Source organism: Tenacibaculum sp. FZY0031, assembly GCF_036350695.1.
Taxonomy (GTDB): domain Bacteria; phylum Bacteroidota; class Bacteroidia; order Flavobacteriales; family Flavobacteriaceae; genus Polaribacter.
Map to the genome: position 1 here is coordinate 120,445 of NZ_JAZDVY010000007.1, position 20,567 is coordinate 141,011.

At 33.5% G+C, this 20,567-nt stretch carries 25 protein-coding genes and 5 tRNA genes; 8 read left to right on the top strand and 22 right to left on the bottom strand.

The features are described from left to right. Positions 1-142: 142 nt before the first annotated feature. From rplL to V1T75_RS11315, 22 genes are all read right to left on the bottom strand, one after another. The gene (rplL, locus tag V1T75_RS11210; protein ID WP_047790108.1) at positions 143-517 is read right to left on the bottom strand and encodes a 50S ribosomal protein L7/L12; all 375 of its coding nucleotides are present in this window, start codon (positions 515-517) and stop codon (positions 143-145) included. Positions 518-567: 50 nt separating this feature from the next. Then, a complete protein-coding gene (gene rplJ, locus V1T75_RS11215; protein ID WP_330488628.1) occupies positions 568-1,086 on the bottom strand; it encodes a 50S ribosomal protein L10 in 519 nt (172 codons plus the stop codon). A gap of 21 nt (positions 1,087-1,107) precedes the next feature. Next, on the bottom strand, positions 1,108-1,797 hold the full coding sequence (gene rplA / locus V1T75_RS11220) for a 50S ribosomal protein L1 (protein WP_330488629.1): 690 nt from the start codon (positions 1,795-1,797) through the stop codon (positions 1,108-1,110). 20 nt (positions 1,798-1,817) lie between these two features. Beyond that, complete coding sequence (gene rplK / locus V1T75_RS11225; protein ID WP_047790105.1) at positions 1,818-2,255, bottom strand: 50S ribosomal protein L11; 438 nt, start codon at positions 2,253-2,255, stop codon at positions 1,818-1,820. A 64-nt stretch (positions 2,256-2,319) separates the two neighbouring features. Next, a complete protein-coding gene (gene nusG, locus V1T75_RS11230) occupies positions 2,320-2,868 on the bottom strand; it encodes a transcription termination/antitermination protein NusG (protein WP_099214163.1) in 549 nt (182 codons plus the stop codon). A gap of 2 nt (positions 2,869-2,870) precedes the next feature. Next, the gene (gene secE, locus V1T75_RS11235; protein ID WP_073184511.1) at positions 2,871-3,062 is read right to left on the bottom strand and encodes a preprotein translocase subunit SecE; all 192 of its coding nucleotides are present in this window, start codon (positions 3,060-3,062) and stop codon (positions 2,871-2,873) included. A gap of 53 nt (positions 3,063-3,115) precedes the next feature. Continuing rightward, positions 3,116-3,188: transfer RNA gene (locus tag V1T75_RS11240), tRNA-Trp, on the bottom strand. Between the two features lie 58 nt (positions 3,189-3,246). Then, positions 3,247-4,434 (bottom strand): elongation factor Tu, encoded by a 1,188-nt coding sequence (gene tuf, locus V1T75_RS11245; protein ID WP_330488630.1) that lies wholly within the window; start codon positions 4,432-4,434, stop codon positions 3,247-3,249. Positions 4,435-4,509: 75 nt separating this feature from the next. Continuing rightward, positions 4,510-4,582 (bottom strand) — tRNA-Thr (locus V1T75_RS11250). Positions 4,583-4,593: 11 nt separating this feature from the next. Continuing rightward, positions 4,594-4,666 (bottom strand) — tRNA-Gly (locus V1T75_RS11255). Positions 4,667-4,755: 89 nt separating this feature from the next. Further along, positions 4,756-4,838, bottom strand: a tRNA-Tyr gene (locus tag V1T75_RS11260). A 43-nt stretch (positions 4,839-4,881) separates the two neighbouring features. Continuing rightward, a tRNA-Thr gene (locus V1T75_RS11265) sits at positions 4,882-4,955 on the bottom strand. A 97-nt stretch (positions 4,956-5,052) separates the two neighbouring features. After that, a complete protein-coding gene (hpf, locus tag V1T75_RS11270) occupies positions 5,053-5,361 on the bottom strand; it encodes a ribosome hibernation-promoting factor, HPF/YfiA family (RefSeq protein WP_330488631.1) in 309 nt (102 codons plus the stop codon). 14 nt (positions 5,362-5,375) lie between these two features. After that, positions 5,376-6,263: a tyrosine-type recombinase/integrase gene (locus V1T75_RS11275; RefSeq protein WP_330488632.1), complete on the bottom strand. Its 888-nt coding sequence runs from the start codon at positions 6,261-6,263 to the stop codon at positions 5,376-5,378. 84 nt (positions 6,264-6,347) lie between these two features. Further along, a complete protein-coding gene (rpsU, locus tag V1T75_RS11280; RefSeq protein ID WP_028892869.1) occupies positions 6,348-6,545 on the bottom strand; it encodes a 30S ribosomal protein S21 in 198 nt (65 codons plus the stop codon). A gap of 583 nt (positions 6,546-7,128) precedes the next feature. Then, positions 7,129-8,295: an acyl-CoA dehydrogenase family protein gene (locus V1T75_RS11285; RefSeq protein WP_330488633.1), complete on the bottom strand. Its 1,167-nt coding sequence runs from the start codon at positions 8,293-8,295 to the stop codon at positions 7,129-7,131. Positions 8,296-8,326: 31 nt separating this feature from the next. Further along, on the bottom strand, positions 8,327-9,226 hold the full coding sequence (locus V1T75_RS11290) for a helix-hairpin-helix domain-containing protein (RefSeq protein WP_330488634.1): 900 nt from the start codon (positions 9,224-9,226) through the stop codon (positions 8,327-8,329). An 11-nt stretch (positions 9,227-9,237) separates the two neighbouring features. After that, entirely contained in the window at positions 9,238-10,929 is a 1,692-nt protein-coding gene (locus V1T75_RS11295; RefSeq protein ID WP_330488635.1) for an alanine/glycine:cation symporter family protein, read from the bottom strand. A gap of 85 nt (positions 10,930-11,014) precedes the next feature. Next, positions 11,015-11,914: an SDR family oxidoreductase gene (locus tag V1T75_RS11300; RefSeq protein ID WP_330488636.1), complete on the bottom strand. Its 900-nt coding sequence runs from the start codon at positions 11,912-11,914 to the stop codon at positions 11,015-11,017. Beyond that, positions 11,914-12,918: a potassium channel family protein gene (locus V1T75_RS11305; protein WP_330488637.1), complete on the bottom strand. Its 1,005-nt coding sequence runs from the start codon at positions 12,916-12,918 to the stop codon at positions 11,914-11,916. The genes V1T75_RS11300 and V1T75_RS11305 overlap by 1 nt, the downstream gene beginning before the upstream one ends. Then, the gene (locus tag V1T75_RS11310; protein ID WP_099214064.1) at positions 12,915-13,142 is read right to left on the bottom strand and encodes a PspC family transcriptional regulator; all 228 of its coding nucleotides are present in this window, start codon (positions 13,140-13,142) and stop codon (positions 12,915-12,917) included. Before V1T75_RS11310 ends, V1T75_RS11305 begins: the two co-directional genes overlap by 4 nt. Continuing rightward, positions 13,142-13,966: a class I SAM-dependent methyltransferase gene (locus V1T75_RS11315; protein ID WP_443082049.1), complete on the bottom strand. Its 825-nt coding sequence runs from the start codon at positions 13,964-13,966 to the stop codon at positions 13,142-13,144. The genes V1T75_RS11310 and V1T75_RS11315 overlap by 1 nt, the downstream gene beginning before the upstream one ends. A 99-nt stretch (positions 13,967-14,065) precedes the next feature. On the opposite strand from V1T75_RS11315, the gene uvrA reads away from it, so the two are divergent. The 8 genes from uvrA to V1T75_RS11355 all read left to right on the top strand — a co-directional run bounded on the left by uvrA (position 14,066) and on the right by V1T75_RS11355 (position 20,543). After that, a complete protein-coding gene (gene uvrA / locus V1T75_RS11320) occupies positions 14,066-16,891 on the top strand; it encodes an excinuclease ABC subunit UvrA (protein ID WP_330488639.1) in 2,826 nt (941 codons plus the stop codon). Between the two features lie 140 nt (positions 16,892-17,031). Continuing rightward, the gene (locus V1T75_RS11325) at positions 17,032-17,715 is read left to right on the top strand and encodes a DNA-binding response regulator (RefSeq protein WP_330488640.1); all 684 of its coding nucleotides are present in this window, start codon (positions 17,032-17,034) and stop codon (positions 17,713-17,715) included. Positions 17,716-17,832: 117 nt separating this feature from the next. After that, positions 17,833-19,431 (top strand): vitamin K epoxide reductase family protein, encoded by a 1,599-nt coding sequence (locus tag V1T75_RS11330; protein ID WP_330488641.1) that lies wholly within the window; start codon positions 17,833-17,835, stop codon positions 19,429-19,431. 117 nt (positions 19,432-19,548) lie between these two features. Continuing rightward, positions 19,549-19,707, top strand: a complete 159-nt coding sequence (locus V1T75_RS11335; RefSeq protein ID WP_330488642.1) for a hypothetical protein — start codon at positions 19,549-19,551, stop codon at positions 19,705-19,707. Continuing rightward, a complete protein-coding gene (locus tag V1T75_RS11340) occupies positions 19,707-19,865 on the top strand; it encodes a hypothetical protein (protein ID WP_330488643.1) in 159 nt (52 codons plus the stop codon). Before V1T75_RS11335 ends, V1T75_RS11340 begins: the two co-directional genes overlap by 1 nt. A gap of 15 nt (positions 19,866-19,880) precedes the next feature. Further along, positions 19,881-20,084: a hypothetical protein gene (locus V1T75_RS11345; RefSeq protein WP_330488644.1), complete on the top strand. Its 204-nt coding sequence runs from the start codon at positions 19,881-19,883 to the stop codon at positions 20,082-20,084. A 118-nt stretch (positions 20,085-20,202) separates the two neighbouring features. Further along, on the top strand, positions 20,203-20,361 hold the full coding sequence (locus tag V1T75_RS11350; RefSeq protein WP_330488645.1) for a hypothetical protein: 159 nt from the start codon (positions 20,203-20,205) through the stop codon (positions 20,359-20,361). A 2-nt stretch (positions 20,362-20,363) separates the two neighbouring features. Then, positions 20,364-20,543 (top strand): hypothetical protein, encoded by a 180-nt coding sequence (locus tag V1T75_RS11355; RefSeq protein ID WP_330488646.1) that lies wholly within the window; start codon positions 20,364-20,366, stop codon positions 20,541-20,543. Positions 20,544-20,567 lie beyond the last annotated feature (24 nt).

Below are 20,567 nucleotides of genomic sequence, written 5' to 3' on the forward strand. Positions count from 1 at the left end.
AATCGTAAAATCACAATTGAAAAAATTGTGAAAAATAAAGAACGAATATATACACAAAATGGTTTAGGTCTAAAAACATAAGTTTTTAGTACCTAAACCTTTATTGTTTTTTCCCGTTTTTTTTATAATTCGGGAGTATAGCTTACTTAAGCTCTACCTCAGCTCCTGCTTCTTCTAAAGACTTTTTAAGACCTTCTGCCTCATCTTTAGATACACCTTCTTTAATTGGTGCTGGTGCGCTATCTACAATACCTTTAGCTTCTTTTAATCCTAATCCAGTTAATTCTTTAACTAATTTTACAACTGCTAATTTAGAACCTCCTGCTGCTTTTAAGATTACATCAAACTCAGTTTTTTCTTCTGCTGCATCTCCACCACCTGCTGCTGGTCCTGCTACTGCTACTGCTGCTGCTGCTGGCTCAATACCATACTCTTCTTTTAAAATATCAGCTAATTCATTAACTTCTTTTACTGTTAAGTTAACTAATTGTTCTGCGAAATCTTTTAAATCTGCCATTTTAATTGTTTTTTAAAAATTTTATTTATTTAGTTTATTAGTGCGCGAAATTATTTTTCTGATAATGTCTTTAAGATACCTGATAACTTACCACCACCTGATTGTAATGCTGAAACAACATTCTTAGCAGGAGATTGTAATAAGGTAATAATATCTCCAATAAGTTCTTCTCTAGATTTAATGTTTACAAGAGCATCTAATTGGTCATCTCCAATATAAACTGCCTCTTCTACATACGCTCCTTTTAATAAAGGACGATCTTTTGATTTTTTTCTGAACTCTTTGATAACTTTTGCTGGTGCATTAGATGCCTCAGCAATTAACATTGAAGTGTTTCCTTTTAATACCTCTGGTAACTCTCCGAAATCTTTATCAGAAGCTTCCATTGCTTTTGAAAGCAATGTGTTTTTAACAACAGCCAATTGTACGTTCGCTTTAAAACATGCTCTACGTAAGTTAGATGTAGTAGCTGCATCTAAACCAGAAATATCTGCTAAATAGATCGTGCTAGTATCTGCTAATTGTGCTGTTAAATCTTGTATTACTTGTGATTTTTCCTCTCTAGTCATAATTAAAAAGTTTTAACTGCCTTACGATACTGTTTTAACATCTACAGCTACACTAGGGCTCATAGTAGAAGATATGAAAATACTCTTAATATAAGTTCCTTTAGCCGCTGTTGGCTTTAATTTAATTAATGTTTGAATTAACTCGTTTGCATTTTCCTCAATCTTTGCAGCATCAAAAGATGCTTTTCCGATTGCAGCGTGTACAATACCAGTTTTATCTACTTTAAAGTCGATTTTACCAGCTTTTACTTCTTGTACTGCTTTTGCAACATCCATAGTTACTGTACCAGTTTTAGGGTTAGGCATTAAACCACGAGGTCCTAATACACGTCCTAATGGACCTAATTTACCCATTACACTTGGCATAGTAATTATAACATCTACATCAGTCCATCCTCCTTTAATTTTCTGAAGGTATTCATCTAATCCAACATAATCAGCTCCTGCTTCTTTAGCTTCTGCTTCTTTATCTGGAGTAACTAATGCTAAAACTTTCACGTCTTTACCAGTTCCGTGAGGTAAAGTTACAACACCACGAACCATTTGATTAGCTTTACGAGGGTCTACACCTAAACGTACTGCTAAATCAACAGACGCATCAAATTTTACGTATGTAATTTCTTTTACTAATGCTGATGCATCTTGTAAGCTGTAAACTTTAGAGCTATCTACTTTAGCACGAGCTTCTTTTTGCTTTCTAGTAATTGCCATTTCTAAATATCTTTTAAAGTTTAAGCAGGTGCATCACCTGTTACTGTTAATCCCATAGAACGAGCTGTTCCAGCGATCATTCTCATTGCAGACTCTACTTCAAAGGCATTCATATCTACCATTTTGTCTTCTGCAATTCCACGAATTTGATCCCAAGAAACGCTTGCTACTTTTTTCCTATTAGGTTCTCCTGAACCTTTCTTAATTTTGGCCGCTTCTAATAATTGTACCGCAGCTGGTGGAGTTTTTACAACAAATTCAAATGATTTGTCTGTATAAACTGTAATCACAACAGGTAATACTTTACCTTGTTTGTCCTGTGTACGAGCATTAAACTGCTTACAGAACTCCATGATGTTAACACCGGCAGCACCTAAAGCGGGTCCAACTGGTGGCGACGGATTCGCTGCACCTCCCCTAACTTGTAGTTTAACTAATTTACTTACTTCTTTTGCCATTGTTTAAGATTTAACGATGTGTTTAAATTGGAAGCTTAAACTCATCAAAATATAGGTGTAACAATTATATTTTCTCTACTTGCATATAATTTAGCTCTAATGGAGTTTTTCTTCCGAAAATCTTAACCATTACTTCTAACTTACGCTTTTCTTCATTTACCTTTTCAACCGTTCCATCGAATCCATTGAAAGGTCCGTCAATAACTTTTACCGTTTCTCCAACAGTATAAGGTATTGCGATATTTTCATCTTTAACAGAAAGTTCATCAACTTTCCCTAACATTCTGTTTACTTCTGATTTACGCATAGGTACCGGATCACCTCCTTTTGTTTCCCCTAAGAAACCAATAACACCTGTTACTGATTTAATTACGTGAGGAACCTCACCCGCTAAATTAGCTTCAACCATTACATAACCAGGAAAGTATACTCTTTCTCTGTTAATTTTCTTTCCGTTTCTTACTTGAATAACTTTTTCTGTAGGAACAATTACTTGGTTCACAAAATCAGACAACCCATGACGAGCAATCTCAGTCTCGATATAAGTTTTGACCTTATTTTCTTGACCTCCAATAGCTCTCACCACATACCACTTCATCACCGAATCAGCCATCATTAAAACATTTTAAAGAAGTTATCTAACCCTGTTTGAAAAACCTTATCTATCCCTGCTACAGCTAAAGCAAACACAATTGTAAATGCTGCAACCACTACAGTAGACTTTTGAGCTTCTTCACGAGAAATCCAAGTCATATTGGTATTTAATTCTTCAAAAGAATCTTTAATGTATTGTATAAAGTTACTCATATTTTATCCTTTTAACGAGTTGCAGTTTTCACCACAACTCGTTTTAGTTTTTGCACGGGTTGAGAGACTCGAACTCCCGACACCTGGTTTTGGAGACCAGTGCTCTACCAACTGAGCTAAACCCGTATTTTAAAGGAGTCTCTCTTAAAAAAGAGACTCCTTATACTTTATTATTAAACTATAATTAGTCTAAGATTTCAGTTACCTGACCAGCTCCTACTGTTCTACCTCCTTCACGGATAGCGAACTGTAAACCTGTGTTTAATGCGATAGGTTGGATTAAGTCAACAGTAATAGTTAAGTTATCACCTGGCATTACCATTTCAACTCCTTCTGGTAAGTTAATGTTACCTGTTACGTCAGTTGTACGTACGTAGAACTGTGGACGGTAGTTGTTGTGGAATGGAGTGTGACGTCCACCTTCTTCTTTCTTTAAGATATACACCTCAGCTTTAAACTTAGCGTGTGGAGTGATAGAACCTGGCTTACAGATTACCATTCCTCTCTTAATTTGAGTTTTTTCAATACCTCTTAATAAGATACCTGCATTATCTCCAGCCTCACCTCTATCTAAGATTTGACGGAACATTTCGATACCAGTTACAGTAGATGTTAATTTCTCATCTCCCATACCAATAATCTCAACAGGATCTCCAGTGTTAATGATACCAGTTTCGATACGTCCAGTTGCTACTGTACCACGACCAGTAATAGAGAATACATCTTCGATTGGCATTAAGAAATCTTTTTCAGTATCTCTTGGTGGCTCTTCGATCCAAGTATCAACAGCTTCCATTAATTCTAAAACTGTATCAACCCACTTTTGCTCTCCGTTTAATGCACCTAAAGCAGAACCAGATACAACAGGACCATTATCTCCATCATACTCATAGAAAGATAATAAATCTCTCACTTCCATTTCTACTAATTCTAATAACTCCTCGTCATCAACCATATCAACTTTGTTTAAGAAAACAACGATACGTGGAATACCTACCTGACGACCTAATAAGATGTGCTCACGAGTTTGTGGCATTGGACCATCAGTAGCAGCTACTACTAAGATAGCACCATCCATCTGTGCAGCACCAGTTACCATGTTCTTTACGTAATCGGCGTGACCTGGACAGTCAACGTGTGCGTAGTGACGGTTAGCTGTTGCATACTCTACGTGAGAAGAGTTAATTGTAATACCTCTTTCTTTTTCTTCTGGAGCGTTATCGATTTGATCAAAAGCTCTCTGCTCAGAATATCCAGCATCTGCTAATACTTTAGTAATTGCAGCAGTTAAAGTAGTTTTACCGTGATCTACGTGACCAATAGTACCTACGTTTAAGTGCGGTTTCGAACGATCATAAGTTCCTTTTGCCATGATTATTAATTTTAATTCTTAGTTAAATATATTTAGTGTTATTTTTAAACTCTTGTCAAATAAACTCTAAAATAGAGCCAACAACGGGATTTGAACCCGTGACCTCATCCCTACCAAGGATGCGCTCTACCAACTGAGCTATGTCGGCAACGAATTTAGAGCGGGAGACCGGGTTCGAACCGGCGACATTCAGCTTGGAAGGCTGACGCTCTACCAACTGAGCTACTCCCGCGATTTGATTAACGATTTATAGAAACTGACTTCTGACTCACATCATTGCCTACCCTAAAATCTTTAATCTACAATCTTAAATTTAAAATGTGGGGAGAGCAGGATTCGAACCTGCGAAGTCGTAAGACAACGGAGTTACAGTCCGTCCCATTTGGCCGCTCTGGAATCTCCCCAAAAATCTTAAATCAAAATTTTAATGAACTTTTGTTCTTTTAGAGCCGATGGAGGGACTCGAACCCACGACCTGCTGATTACAAATCAGCTGCTCTAGCCAGCTGAGCTACATCGGCGTTTGCTATAAAAAAACAATCCGCTATTTCTAACGGACTGCAAATGTAAAAAGTAATTTTTAATTTTTAAAACTTTTTTGATTATTTTTTATCGTTTTTATGACACTAACGCATCCTTTGATTTTTCTTTTGATTTTTGTAACTGTCTTTTTAATGATTCAACGCAGACACTCACCCCCTCTTCAAAGGTTTTGTTCTGTTTTTTCACAATTAATTCATTCCCCGGTATATTAATTTTTACTTCCGTTATTTTATTTTCCTTTTCACTCGTTTTTTGCACTTTCAAAAACACTTCTGCATCAACGATCTTATCATGAAACTTTTCTAATCCTCCTACTTTTTTCTCAATGAAGTCTATTAGTTTTTGGTCTGCTGAGAAATTTACTGATTGCGTGAATACCTTCATAATTCTTCGATCTTTTAAGTTGACTCTCTAGGATGAGCCTTATTATACACTTTTTTTATTTGCTCCAAGCTACTGTGCGTGTACACTTGGGTAGAGGCTAAACTTGAATGCCCTAGTAATTCTTTAACCGAATTTAACGACGCACCGTTATTAAGTAAATGTGTTGCAAAAGCATGCCTTAATATATGAGGGCTCTTTTTTGCTTTTGTAGACACTCTACTAAAGTACAAATTTATTATTCGGTAAACAAGGGTTTCATAAATTTTAACGCCCTTTTTAGTTACTAAAAGCACCTCTAAATCCACCTCTTCAATCTCTCTTTTTTGCCTTAAATATTCTTGTAAAGTTTTATATACTGACGGTAAGATTGTTACATACCTTTCCTTATTTCTTTTTCCTAATACTTTTATTGTTTTACTTGAATGGTTTATATCTTCTTCTTTAACATTTATTAACTCATTCCTCCTCATTCCTGTTGAGTACAACATTTCTACAACCAATCGGTCTCTTACCGATTCAAAATCCGAACCTTCTTTTATTAGTTGTAAAACTTCTTCTACTTCCGTTTGATCAAAAGGTGTTTGTATTTTTTTTTGAACTTTTAACGCCTTGTGGTTTGAAAGTGGACTTACTGTTACTTCTCCAATTTTTTGCAAAAACTTATAAAAGGTTTTCAAAGAGCTTACTTTTCTATTTACACTTCTATTCGACACATTAGCATTCACTAAACTCACAAGCCATGTTCTAATTTGATTGTAATGAATATGTTCCAAATCTTCTTGATCAAACGCTACCTCACAAAAATCTTTAAACGCTACCAAATCTGTTTTATAAGCTTGAATTGTATTTTTTGAATACTTTTTTTCAAACTCTAAATATTCTAAAAAAGCTTCTATTAACATGGGGCTTATTATTTATAAAATGAAGGTACAAAAAAAACCTGTATTGATTTCAATACAGGTTTTTATACTTTAGTAGATAAACTACTATCCTACTTCTTCTTGAGTTCTTAATCTCTGAACGTAAGATGCTTTAATCATTTGAGCACGTTTTGCTACAGATGGCTTTGTAAACTGCTTTCTGTTACGTAATTGCTTCATCGTCTTTGTACGATCAAATTTACGTTTGTAACGTTTTAACGCTCTATCGATATTCTCTCCTTCTTTAACTGGAATGATTAACATATTTTTGCACCTCCTTTCATCGTAGTTTCTATATCTTTAAAATTGACAACAATCAGTATATCAATTAATTATACTATAATATTTCTTTTTTGGACGGCAAATATACAAAGTATTATTTAAAAACACCCTATTTTATTTCTTTTTAGTATAAAATGAGATAAATAAAAATCCTGCAAAAGCAGGATTTTTATTTATCTATTTTCATCGAGAACCTGTAAACAGATTACAAGTATTCCTTATTAATAATTATTTTCAAAAAAACATTAGGTAGCTGGCCTGTATTCTTTTTTATCGATTATCATTTTTGTGATACGAAAACACGTTTTCGCAAAAATGAAAAAAACTAGGTAGCTGGCCTATACTCTTTTTTATCGATTATCATTTTTGCGATACGAAAACACGTTTTCGCAAAAATAAAAAAAACTAGGTAGCTGGCCTGTACTCTTTTTTGTCGATTATCATTTTTGCGATACGAAAACACATTTTCGCAAAAATGAAAAAAACTAGGTAGCTGGCCTGTACTCTTTTTTGTCGATTATCATTTTTGCGATACGAAAACACGTTTTCGCAAAAATGAAAAAAACTAGGTAGCTGGCCTGTACTCTTTTTTGTCGATTATCATTTTTGCGATAATCTCTTTTAAGATTTCAGAAGTACCCCCGCCAATCGGACCTAATCGGCTATCTCGTAATAAACGTGCCATTGGGTATTCTTCCATATAACCATACCCTCCTAACAATTGTAGAGCGTCGTATATAACCTCATCTGCCATTTTAGTAGACAACAGCTTACTCATGCTTGCCTCTTTTACCACATAAATACCATCATTTAACCGTTTTGCTATAGAATAATTGTATTCTCTACACATATCTACTCTACTTGCCATTTCTGCTACTTTATGACGTAAAGCTTGAAATTTATCTAATGTTTTACCAAAAGCTTCACGCTCGCTCATGTAGTGTACTACATAGTCAACAGCGTATGCCGCACGTGCATGAGCATTGATTCCCATTACTAATCTTTCCAAAGCAAAGTGCTGCATGATATAGGGAAATCCTTTTCCTTCTTCCCCCATTAAGTTTTCAGCAGGTATTACCACATTATCAAATGCTATCTCAGCAGTATCTGAAGCTCTCCAACCCAATTTATCTAACTTAGTTGACGATATTCCTGGAGTATCTCTATCAATAATAAAAATACTCATTCCTTTATGTTTATCTTCTGGGTTTGTTTTGGCTGCCACTACTAGATAATCAGAATACACTCCGTTTGTAATAAAGGTTTTTGATCCGTTAACTACATAAGTGTCTCCTTTTTTTATTGCGGTAGTACGCATTCCCGCCACATCGCTTCCTCCAAAAGGTTCTGTGATACATAAACACCCTATCTTATCTCCTTCAATACTTGGTGTTAAGTATTCTCTTTTAATTCGATCGTCTCCTTCTTTATTAACATGGGTCATCGCTAAATATGCATGTGCCCACATGTTCGCTGCAAAACCTCCTGAATTTATTTTTTGCAATTCTTCTAAAAAAATTACAGTATAAAAAAGATCTAACCCTAATCCTCCATATTCTTCTGGCTGGTTTAAACCAAAGTATCCCATTTCACCAAATTTCTTCCAGATAAAACGCTCTACCGTACCTTCTTTCTCCCATTTATCTATATGAGGCACTACCTCTTTTTGTAAAAAATCTTTAAAACTCTGGCGAAAGGCTTCATGCTCTTCGGTAAAGTACATACTATTCATAGTGGTTTGTTTATTAAATTTTGTTGCTTGTTTATTTTGCTTCCAAATATAAGATTATTCTACTGTATTTATTTAACGGAAAATCTTTAATATTTCTTAATTCTGATATATCTTGTAATTCTGCGACTTCATCTCGGTATTCAAAAATCTTTTTACACAACTCATAATTTATATATGGATTCTCCAATACTTCTTTGAACCTAGCTGTATTAATGTTTACTTTTTTTATAATGGGTTTTTCTATTACAGCAAAAGTTTGCTCAATTCTATTTATTGTTGCTTCATCTAATCCCCACACTTCATACAATTGCTCTGTTAGTGAATATCCTTGCAACTTATCTCTATACTTAATAATTCTAGAGGATAGCACTTCCCCAATTCCATTAATAGTTTCAAAATCACGTTGGGTCGCTTTATTAATGTCATTGGTAAAAATTTTATACTCTTTATTATATGTATGTTTTTCTATTAAGCCAGACTCTATTTTACTTTTCTTCTTTTGGCTTTCTTTTTTCACAACCCAATCTGGAAATTTAACATAAGGAACTATTCTGTTCAATAGACTATCAGATATTTTTGTTACTTGTTTGAATTCTTTAGCTGAATTAATCCATTTATTTTGCTTTCTATAATTATGTAACCTGTCTATTTCCTCTACTGACATACCTAATTGATATCCTTTAAAATCTGTAATATAATTTGGATTGAACGGATACAACCTTGACTTTCTTTTATCCACTTCAATTCTTTTCAAACTATCAATAGTATTTTGAAAAGCTGCCAACTCTTCTTTATTTATATCTTCTACTTTTTTTGAAGAAAAATCTAGGCATACATATATAAATTGTAAAGCAACTATGACAAGCAACAAAAAGAAAACCCCATTTCTTTGGCGTTTATTATACCAGAAATGGGGCTTAAATATGTTCATTTGTTTGTTTCTTATTCTTCTACTGCTTCTTTTTTAAGGTTAATAGCATCTAAATATCTTTTTAGTTGCTTTTTAACCACTGGCATCAATAAGTATAAACCTACCATGTTAGGGAATACCATTGCAAAAATCATCGCATCTGAGAAATCCCAAATAGATTTCATACTTGCTGCTGCTCCAATTACCACGAAGGTTAAGAATAAAATTTTATATGTTAAATCTGCTTTTTTTCCTCTACCAAATAAAAATTTCCAAGATTGTAATCCGTAGTACGACCAAGAAATCATTGTAGAAACCGCAAATAATACTACTGCCACTGTTAAAAATACATTTGAAAAAGGAATGTATGCAGCGAATGCCCTTGAAGTAATCCCTGCTCCTTCATAAGCCACTCCATCAATAAATACCGATCCTGTACCATCTCCTCCATATTCAAAAGCTCCTCCGAAGTTAAAAATAATAATAACTAAAGCTGTCATTGTACATATTAATACTGTATCGATAAACGGCTCTAATAATGCCACCAAACCTTCAGATGCTGAATATTTCGTTTTTACTGCCGAGTGTGCAATCGATGCTGAACCTGCTCCTGCTTCGTTCGAAAAAGCGGCTCTTTTAAACCCTACTAATAAAACACCTATAACACCACCAACACCAATTGCTGTTGGATTGAAAGCTTCTGTTATAATTAAAGAGATCGCATCGTCTATTAAAGAGAAATTCACACCTAATATATACATACATGCTAACAAGTATAATAATGCCATAAAAGGAACTACTTTTTCTGTTACTGAAGCAATTCTTTTAATTCCTCCAATAATTATAATTCCAACTAAAACTGCTAATACCACACCTATGATAGCTCCGGCTGCTGTACTTTCTAACCCTAACAATTCTTTAATTACAATTGTTGCTTGGTTAGATTGTGCTGCATTACCACCACCAAAAGATCCTCCGATACAGAATACTGCGAATGCTCCTGCGGCAATTTTACCTAAAGTAGCAAAACCTTTTTCTTTTAATCCTTTAGATAAATAATACATAGGTCCACCATATACTGTTCCATCTTCTCCTACATCACGGTAATGAACACCTAACGTACATTCAACAAATTTTGTAGACATTCCTAGCAAACCACAAATGATCATCCAGAAAGTTGCCCCTGGACCTCCTAAAGCAATTGCCAATGCAACTCCTGCAATATTACCATTTCCAACTGTACCAGAAACTGCTGTTGCTAGTGCTTGGAAGTGAGACACTTCTCCTTCATGACTTTCATCGCGAATGGTATCTTTAATATCTCCATCAATTTCTAAATCACTGTGCAAACTTTCTACATTTTCTATATGCTCTTCAATATCATCAACCTCATTCATATCTACTCCTTGAGCTATACCATCTTCTCCATATAATAATTGTGCTCCGTGCTTTTCGATATCTTCATACTTTCCTCTAACAACATTTATCGCAGTAAAAAAGTGACGGATATTAGGAAATCCAAAATAGAACGTAAAAAAAGCGGCACTAGCCACTAACAAAATCAATACAAAAGGGGTTCCAAATACTTGAAAGAAAATCACACTACTAAAAAAATCAGAAAAGGGTTTAAACGCTTCATCAATCATTTGATCAATCCCTTTTTCCTGTGCAAATGTTAACATCGGTGTCATTAATAACAGCAATGCAAGTAGTTTTTTGTTCATAATATGTATTAGATTTTTGAATTAGTAGCCCGCAATATCATAAAAAAATGTACTTACAACAAGTTTTCGTTGTTAAATATAGTTTTTACGTTAGTTTTTCTTTAAATTTCTGTAAATCTTCTTGAAATGATTTTGGGTTTATCCTCAGATACTTCCTTGTTTTAGACAAATCAAAACCTGTTATAGCCGGTCGTTTGGCTGCTTGATTAAGTGTAACTGTAGAAATTGGTTTTATTAAGCTTTTGTCTAACTTAAAAGCCTCTGCTATTTGCTGGGCTATATCGTAAATACTCAATAATGTATTTGATGATATATTAAAAACCCCTAATGCTTTTTTGTCTATTGATATTTTACAGGCTAGTGCCAAATCTTCTGCATAGGTTGGCATGCGAAACTGATCGTTTACTATAGTAATTTCTTTTCCTTCTTCCAACATTTGCTTTACCCACAACACTATATTACTACGAGACATATCATATACTTTTCCGTAGACTAATATGGTACGTAAGATAGTATAAGATACTGTAGACTTTACTAAAATTTCTTCTGATTTCAATTTTGAAACCCCATAATAACTTAACGGGTTAGGTGTGTCAGTCTCTTTATACGGACCAGCTTTACCATCAAATATAAAATCGGTTGAAATATGGATTAAATGAGTTTTATGTTCTTCAGAATAGTTTTTCAAACACCTTACTGCTTCTACATTTAACTTATCACAAGCTCCCTTATTGGTTTCACAAGCATCAACATTTGTCATTGCTGCTGTATTAACAATAACATCTGGCTTGTACGCTGAAAGTGTATCATAAAACAAAGCTTCATTAGTTATATCGATTGAAACATAATCAAAATCACTTCTTCCACTTCTATTTTCACCTCTTGAAAAACCTATTACCTGATATCTCTCTTTTTCTTCTAGCAAAAGGTTTACTAAAGTTTGACCTAACAAGCCATTACTCCCAGTAATAATAACTCTCTTCATTAAAAAACTCTTCTAAGCGTTTCTATTTGTTCTGGTCGACCTAAAACGATTAAATTCCCTCCTGCTTCTAATTTTACAGATGCTTCTGGATTAATGATATAGTCTTTATCTGGAGTACGATATCCAATCACTGTACATCCTGTTATTTTTCGTAAATCTAAATCTAAAATTGTCTTGTCAATATATTTTTCAGGCAAATCATTAATTGCCACCTCTTCTAAATTTGCAGTGGTTTCTCCCTCAATAGTTAACCTATCAACAAACTCAATAACATCAGGAGTTACCACTAACGACGCCATATGAGAACCTCCTAACTTATCAGGCATAATTACATTATCGGCTCCTGCTATTTTTAGTTTATTATACGAGGTTTCTTTTGATGCCCTGCTAATTACTTTACAGTCTTTATTTAATTGTTTTGCCGTTAATACCACAAACAAATTATCTGCATCAGAAGGCAAAGCAGTTATTAAGTTTTTAGCATTCATAATACCTGCTCTTAACAAGGTTTCGTCGAGCGTTGCATCTCCTTGAATAGTTAATACGCCTTTTTCGTCTAGTTGTCTGGCTATTCCATCAAATTTTTCAACCACTACAACTTGCTTTTTATAATTTTTTAATTTTGAAATAGCTTGTTTACCATTTCTTCCATAACCACACACAATGGTGTGTCCTTGTAATTTTTCTATTTTTTTTTGCACTTTTTTTACTTTTAGTTGATGGAAAAACTGTCCACTGATTAAATATTCTGAAAATGAAGAAACTGCATAACCAAAAATAAACAAACTAGATATTATCAATCCGATTGTAAATAATTTTTCTCCTGTACCAAACGGGTGCACTTCTCCAAAACCAATCGTGCTAATGGTTATGATTGTCATATATAAAGCATCGATAAAAGAATATCCAAATAACATTACATACCCCAACACACCTGCTGAAACAATTAGCACAGAGTAAGTAATCGCTTTATATAATTTTGATTGAAACACGGTATTTATCATAAATCAAAAACAGAAGTTCTTTTGGTATAAATCATATCTTTTAAACGCAGTAAAAATGCCATGGTTAAATACAAACCAAAAGACAAACCCACAGTAACAAATGATATGTATATAAAAAACAAACGTACATTGGTTGCTCGCATCCCTAAACGGTCTGCAAATCTAGAAGACACATTAAAACCATGTCGTTCAAAAAAATGTCGTACGGAATGGATAAATTTCATTATACTATTTTTTTCAAGATATAAAAATTCTCATTTAAAATTACATCTTTTTCTAACTTCACTTCATTATTATATTTTTGGGAAAGACTAAAATAATCTTGATGATTTATCAATTCATAACTTTTACTTTCACTGTAAAAAGCTGCTTCAATTGTCTGCCAATCTGATGCTTCAGTTTTCACCATTTCTTCATTACAAAAGTCGAGTAATTTTTTAAATCCTTCTGACTTTTTTAACTCTTTTTGAAATGAAGCACTTCCTATATAATCTCCTTTTCCCTGCAAAACTGAAAAGAAATCAAAAAGCTTATCAGTGTCTTTTCTTGACAAAAAAAACAATACTCCTTCTATTAAAACAAATGAGGTTTTATTTTTTTTAATCGTTTTAATTCTTTTAAGTAAATCCTCTACATAATCCTCGCTAAAATCAACTCCTATAAAATGGATTGTTCTTTTTGGTAATTTTTCTTGACGTTCAAACTCATTAATTTTTCCTTTTTTATAATCAACAATTTCTTTCTTATCTATTTCAATATTGATTATACTTTCATCTAATAAAAAAGGATACATACTAAAGCCCGATCCAAAATTGATAAGCACCTCTGGTTTGCATCTTTCAATCTCTTCAAGAAAGAATCGATTTCTCAAACAATGGGCAGACACTTCTTCTAAACATACTTGATCAAGATACTTTTTTACTAAAATATCGGTTCGAGAATTATTCCAAAGCTTCGCGTACACATCCTTACTCAAGTCTTCATTTAAAGATCTAAAGGTGGATGTAACAAATGCTGTTTCGTGTATTTCTATATCCAAACCACTCATTGATACGCAAGATACTATTTTCAGTTTATTTGTTGACAATCACTACTCCAAAATAAATTTGGTTTTGGTAACTTTGCTGTTTTTGGTAAAATCCTCACTTTGAAAGAACAAGAATACATAGAAGTTTACGGAGCACGCGCTCATAATTTAAAAAACATTGACGTTAAAATTCCTCGTGAAAAGCTAGTTGTAATTACTGGGTTAAGTGGAAGTGGAAAGTCTTCTTTAGCATTCGACACCATTTATGCTGAAGGACAACGTCGCTATATTGAAACCTTTTCTGCTTATGCACGTCAGTTTTTAGGTGGTTTAGAAAGACCTGATGTAGATAAAATCGACGGGCTTTCTCCGGTAATTTCTATTGAACAAAAAACAACCAATAAAAGTCCTCGTTCTACTGTAGGAACGATTACTGAAATTTACGATTTCCTTCGTTTACTGTTTGCCCGCGCAGCAGATGCTTATTCCTATAATACAGGTGAAAAAATGGTAAGCTATTCTGACGAGCAAATCAGGAAATTAATTTTAAAAGATTTTGACGGCAAACGTATTGCCATTCTTGCACCATTAATTAAATCGAGAAAAGGGCATTATCGTGAATTATTCGAACAAATTTCTAAACAAGGTTTTGTTCGTGTTCGTGTGGATGGGGAGATTCGAGAGATTGAAAAAGGGATGAAACTCGATCGCTACAAAACGCACGACATCGAAGTGGTTATCGATCGATTGGCTGTAAATGATGCTGCTGAAAAACGCCTTGAAGAAACTATTAAAACTGCGTTATACACGGGCGACAACATTTTAATGGTAATTGATGTTGACAATGAAAAGCCTCGTTATTTTAGTCGTGAACTGATGTGTCCTACTACCGGTATTGCTTATCCTAACCCTGAACCCAATACTTTTTCGTTCAACTCACCAAAAGGAGCTTGTTCACATTGTAACGGACTAGGAATTACCAACGAGATAAACCATCAAAAAGTAATTCCAGACAATTACATTTCTATAAAAAACGGAGGAATTGCTCCTTTAGGCGAACAAAAAAATAGCTGGATTTTCAAACAGCTTCAAACCATTGCTGAACGTTATCGTTTCAAGTTAACCGACCCCATAAAAAACATTCCTAAAGAAGCCATGGAAATTATTCTTCACGGCGGAAAGGAAAAATTTGAAATCCAATCAAAAACTGCTGGAGTTACTAGAAATTATGAAATTGATTTTGAAGGTATCATTGCCTTTATTGAGAATCAATATAAAAACTCAGAAAGCACTTCCATCAAGCGTTGGGCAAAAGGTTTTATGGATGAAGTTACTTGTTCGGTTTGTGATGGAAAGCGCTTAAAAAAAGAAGCACTTCATTTTAAAATTACCGACAAAAACATTAGTGACTTAGCACAAATGGATGTGCTAGAATTAGCCAGTTGGTTTCAAAAAGTTGACAACAAATTATCGGAAAAACAACTAACTATTGCTGCTGAAATTTTAAAAGAAATACGTACTCGAATTCAATTTTTGTTAGATGTAGGACTAGATTATTTAACATTAGACCGTACATCTAAATCACTTTCTGGTGGAGAAGCACAACGTATTCGATTGGCTACACAAATTGGTTCTCAACTAGTTGGTGTTTTATATATTTTAGACGAGCCTAGTATTGGTTTACATCAACGTGATAATCAAAAATTAATTGACTCTTTAATTAAACTTCGTGATGTTGGAAACTCTGTTTTAGTGGTTGAACATGATGAAGACATGATTAAGAATGCTGATTTTGTTTTAGACATTGGTCCTGGTGCAGGTCGACATGGAGGAGAAATTGTTAGCGAGGGCAACTTTGACGATTTAAAAAGTCACGATACCCTTACTGCTGACTATTTATCGAGAAGAAAAGAAATTGAGGTCCCTAAAAAACGTCGTGAAGGAAACGGAAAAGCAATCTCATTAAAAGGAGCCTCTGGAAACAACTTAAAAAATGTTTCCGTTGAATTCCCTTTAGGAAAAATGATTTGTGTCACAGGTGTCTCGGGTAGTGGAAAATCTACTTTAATCAATGAAACCCTCTACCCTATTTTAAACGCACACATTTATCGAGCAGTTAAACAACCAATGCCTTATAAAAAAATTGAAGGCTTAGAACATATTGATAAGGTAATTGATATTGACCAATCTCCTATTGGTAGAACTCCACGTTCAAATCCTGCCACCTATACTGGAGTATTTAGTGAAATACGTAGTTTATTTGCAAAGACACCAGAAGCTTCTATTAGAGGATATAAACCAGGTCGTTTTAGTTTTAATGTAAAAGGAGGGCGCTGTGAAACCTGTCAAGGTGGAGGTGTTCGCGTAATAGAAATGAATTTCTTACCAGATGTTCATGTAGAATGTGAAACCTGTCAAGGAAAACGTTTTAACCGAGAAACTTTAGAAATTCGCTACAAAGGAAAGTCGATTTCAGACATTTTAGAAATGACAATTAATGAAGCCACAGTCTTTTTTGAACACATTCCTAAAATATATAGAAAATTAAAAACGATTAAAGATGTTGGTTTAGGATACATTACACTCGGACAACAATCTACTACTCTTTCTGGAGGAGAAGCACAACGCATTAAATTAGCTTCAGAATTGTCTAAAAGAGATACTGGAAACACCTTTTATATATTAGACGAACCAACAACCGGACTTCATTTTGAAGACATTCGTGTGTTAATGGATGTTTTAAATAAGTTGGCAGATAAAGGAAACACTGTTTTAATTATTGAACACAACTTAGATGTAATTAAACTCGCCGATTATATTATTGATATAGGTATGGAAGGTGGTAAAAAAGGTGGTAAAGTACTTACTTTTGGAACTCCTGAAGAAGTTTCAGAACACAAGAAAAGTTACACTGCTAAATTCTTAAAAAAAGAGTTAAAAAAATAAAACAACAATATTTCTTATTAGTAAATAATTTATTTTATGCATATTTTTTTTTGATTTTAAATTAGTTTATATAAATTTATGAACTGATTTTTTTATAAAAAGAATCAATTAAATAGTGTTCCCCCCGAAATTATTTATACATGAGAAAAGAAAAACAATCTGCCTTATTAGCGGATAATTGCCCGCTTATTTGCGAAACGTACAAGAACATAATATCTAAAATAGCTAGATTAAACCCAAATTTTAATTTTAACACAGACATTACTTACAATTGTAATGGAGCTTACGATATTATAAAAAAGACGATTGAGAAGGAAACCTCTTTAAACTTTGTTGTCTTAGACTTAAAACTTTCACCTGCTAAGAATAGAAAAATCTTATCTGGAGAAGATTTAGGACTCTTAATTAGAAAGCTACTACCCAGCACAAAAATTATTGTTTCTACTGATTGTAATGATAACTACAGAATTCACAATATTTTTAAAAGCTTAAACCCTGAAGGTTTTCTTGTTAAAAACGACTTAACCTCAAAAGAGGTGAAAAATGCCATAAAGAACGTAACAAACAACATTCCTTATTACAGCAAAACGGTGTTAAGCCTTTTAAGAAAAGAAGTTTCCAACAACCTTTCTATTGATTCAATAGACCGACAAATTTTATACGAACTTTCATTAGGATCTAAAATGAAAGACATGCCAAATTACATACCTCTTTCTGCGGCTAGTATTGAAAAACGAAAACGACATTTAAAAAAAATATTCAATGTCAAAGCTAAAGGAGACAGAGAGTTAATACTAATAGCCAAAGAAAAAGGCTTTATTTAAAAAATTAAAAAATACGGTTTTCCCATACTTTTTTTATGGTTTTTTTTATAAAAAAACAATTATCAACATATAGCTTTGGGAAGATTAAGAATAGCTAGCCCTAAAAACTTTTTACTTTTGAAAGACACTTTAATCAATTTAGTACAAACATTACTCAAGAAAAATAGTATTTCTTTTGACAAAGAAGAATTAGCTTTTCAAATTCAAAGCCATCCTTCTTACCCTAGCTTACATGCAATTACAGGAGTATTAGACCATTTTAATATTGAAAATGTTGCGGCAGATGTTCCTGTCAACTCAGAAACACTTTCTCAGCTCCCTAACTGCTTCATTGCTCAAATAAACAGTGACCATGGTCAGGATTTAATTGTATCGGAAAGAAAAAACTTGGAGTATATTATCTATGATTCTGAAAACAAAAAAACAAAACTAACTGAAAGTGAGTTTTTAAATAAATTTACAGGAATTATTGTTGCTGTGGAAGAAACTGAAAACTATCTAACAACTAAAAACAATTCTAAGTTAGTTAAAACGATCGCTTTTGCTTTATTCGGAGCTTTTGCTTTATTTTTTGTTCTTAGCAATTCAACTTCGTGGTATAACACTTTTTATTTCTTATTATCTATTACAGGAGTCGTAATTAGTAGCGCAATTATAAAACAAGAACTTGGATTAAAAACCTCTATAGGCGATGCCTTTTGTTCGGGAACTGATGATAAAAAAGACTGTGATGCCGTGCTAAGTTCTAAAGGTGCTGAAATTTTCAAGGGGTATAAATTGAGTGATTTTAGCATGCTCTACTTTGCTGGCTTGTCTCTTTTAACATTTATGCAAATTTCTAACCCTGTTATTTCATATACTATTAGTTTGCTTGCCATACCTATTACACTATACTCTTTATACTACCAATATGCAGTAGTAAAAAAATGGTGTCTTTTATGCTTAAGCATTGTTGGTGTACTTTGGTTACAAGCATTAGCACCAATACTAACAAAAAACTACATTAGCACTTTTGTACTTAGTGATTTTATTACTTTAGGTCTCGTTGCTTCATTTACTTGGTTGGCTTGGAGCTATACAAAACCTCTATTTACCGAAGTTCAAGAACTTAAAAAAGAAAAAATAGCAAGTGTAAAATTCAAAAGAAATTATACACTATTTGATAGTTTATTACAAAAATCACCTCTGCTTGACACTCAATTAACTGATAGTAGGGAAATTATTTTTGGAAATCTTAACTCCAACCTTGAAATAACAATTGTTACCAATCCTTTTTGTGGTCATTGTAAACCGGTTCATACACATGTTGATGATATTCTTAAAAGATATCATAACCATGTAAAAATTAAAATACGATTTAATGTAAACGTAGAAGATAAAGACAGTGATGTGATTAAAATTACCAGCAGACTCATAGAAATTTATAATACTAAAGGAGGTAAGGAATGCCTCTTAGCCATGGATGCTATTTATGAAGGACAAAAACCAACTGCTTGGTTAAAAGAATGGGGAGAGTGTGTTGACAAAGAAACTTACACTTTAGAGTTAGAAAAAGAGAAGAATTGGTGTACGCAAAATGGCATTAACTTTACTCCTGAAATATTAGTAAACGGACAATCTTTCCCAAAGGAGTACAGCAGAACTGATTTGATATTATTTATTGAAGACTTGGAAGAAAACTCACATACTTCTAATGTATCATTAAAGACAGCATAAAAAAAACAAAGCCCAGAAAAGGGCTTTGCGTTTTGAACAAAATTCTCTCGCGAAGAATAGACACATAGGTGAGTGTCTTTAAATGTTCGCCGCAAAAGTAACCTTAATATTTTAATTATGAAAAAACAAATTCTAAATTTAGGTAAAGCTTTAAAGAAAGCGGAACAAGCTCAAATTAACGGAGGTAGAATGCAATGTGATGCTAACAGAGATCGCATATGTGAAGACTTTGGATGGAAATGTGCAGAAAGCTACTGCCAATTAATGCCTTTTTAATGATGAAAAAATCAATTTTGACCTTAGGCAAGATTTTAGACAAAGCGGAACAAGTTCATATCAACGGAGGAAGAAAACAATGTGATAAAAACAGAGACGGTATTTGTGAAGACCATGGAGTACATTGTGCTGAGTTTTATTGTGGTTTTATTCTGTAACAAAAGAGCTTACTCATGAAAAAATCAATTTTAAATTTAGGAAAGCTTTTAGACAAAACAGCACAAAAGCAAGTTAAAGGAGGCGCTCCAAGATTTTGTCAATGTGACTCAGAATGTGGCAGTGGACACCATTGTTGTAGTCATCGATGTTATGCTATTAACGCTCCGAACTACCCAACAGGAAACTGTCCTCCTCTTGTGTGCCCTATTCTAGAATAACTTAACTAGTGTAATCTGAAAAGAATAGGCTGAATAATGGGCACTGCTTTCGAGTATAACTACGCAATAAAGTTAGTGCCTTACTCAATACTTTTTACAAAACAATAATAACTTACTCATGAAAAAATCAATTTTAACCTTAGGAAAAACCTTAAATAAAGCAGCACAAATCCAAATTAACGGAGGTAGAAAAATGTGCGATACAAACAAAGACCGTGTATGTGAGGATTACGGACCGCATTGTGCTGAAATTTACTGTAGTTTCATTTTAGACTAAAAATGAAAAAACCAATATTAACTCTAGGAAAACCTTTAAGTAAAGTAGAGCAAAAACTAATTAGTGGAGGTAAATACAATTGTTTTACCAATGATGATTGTAACATTGGATGTTGTAACACTGCTAACTTTTGTCAATCCATTGGAAGCCCTAACTCAGGAGACCTACTTTGTAAATCTTAATCAACTTCTTTTAAACCTTAGAAT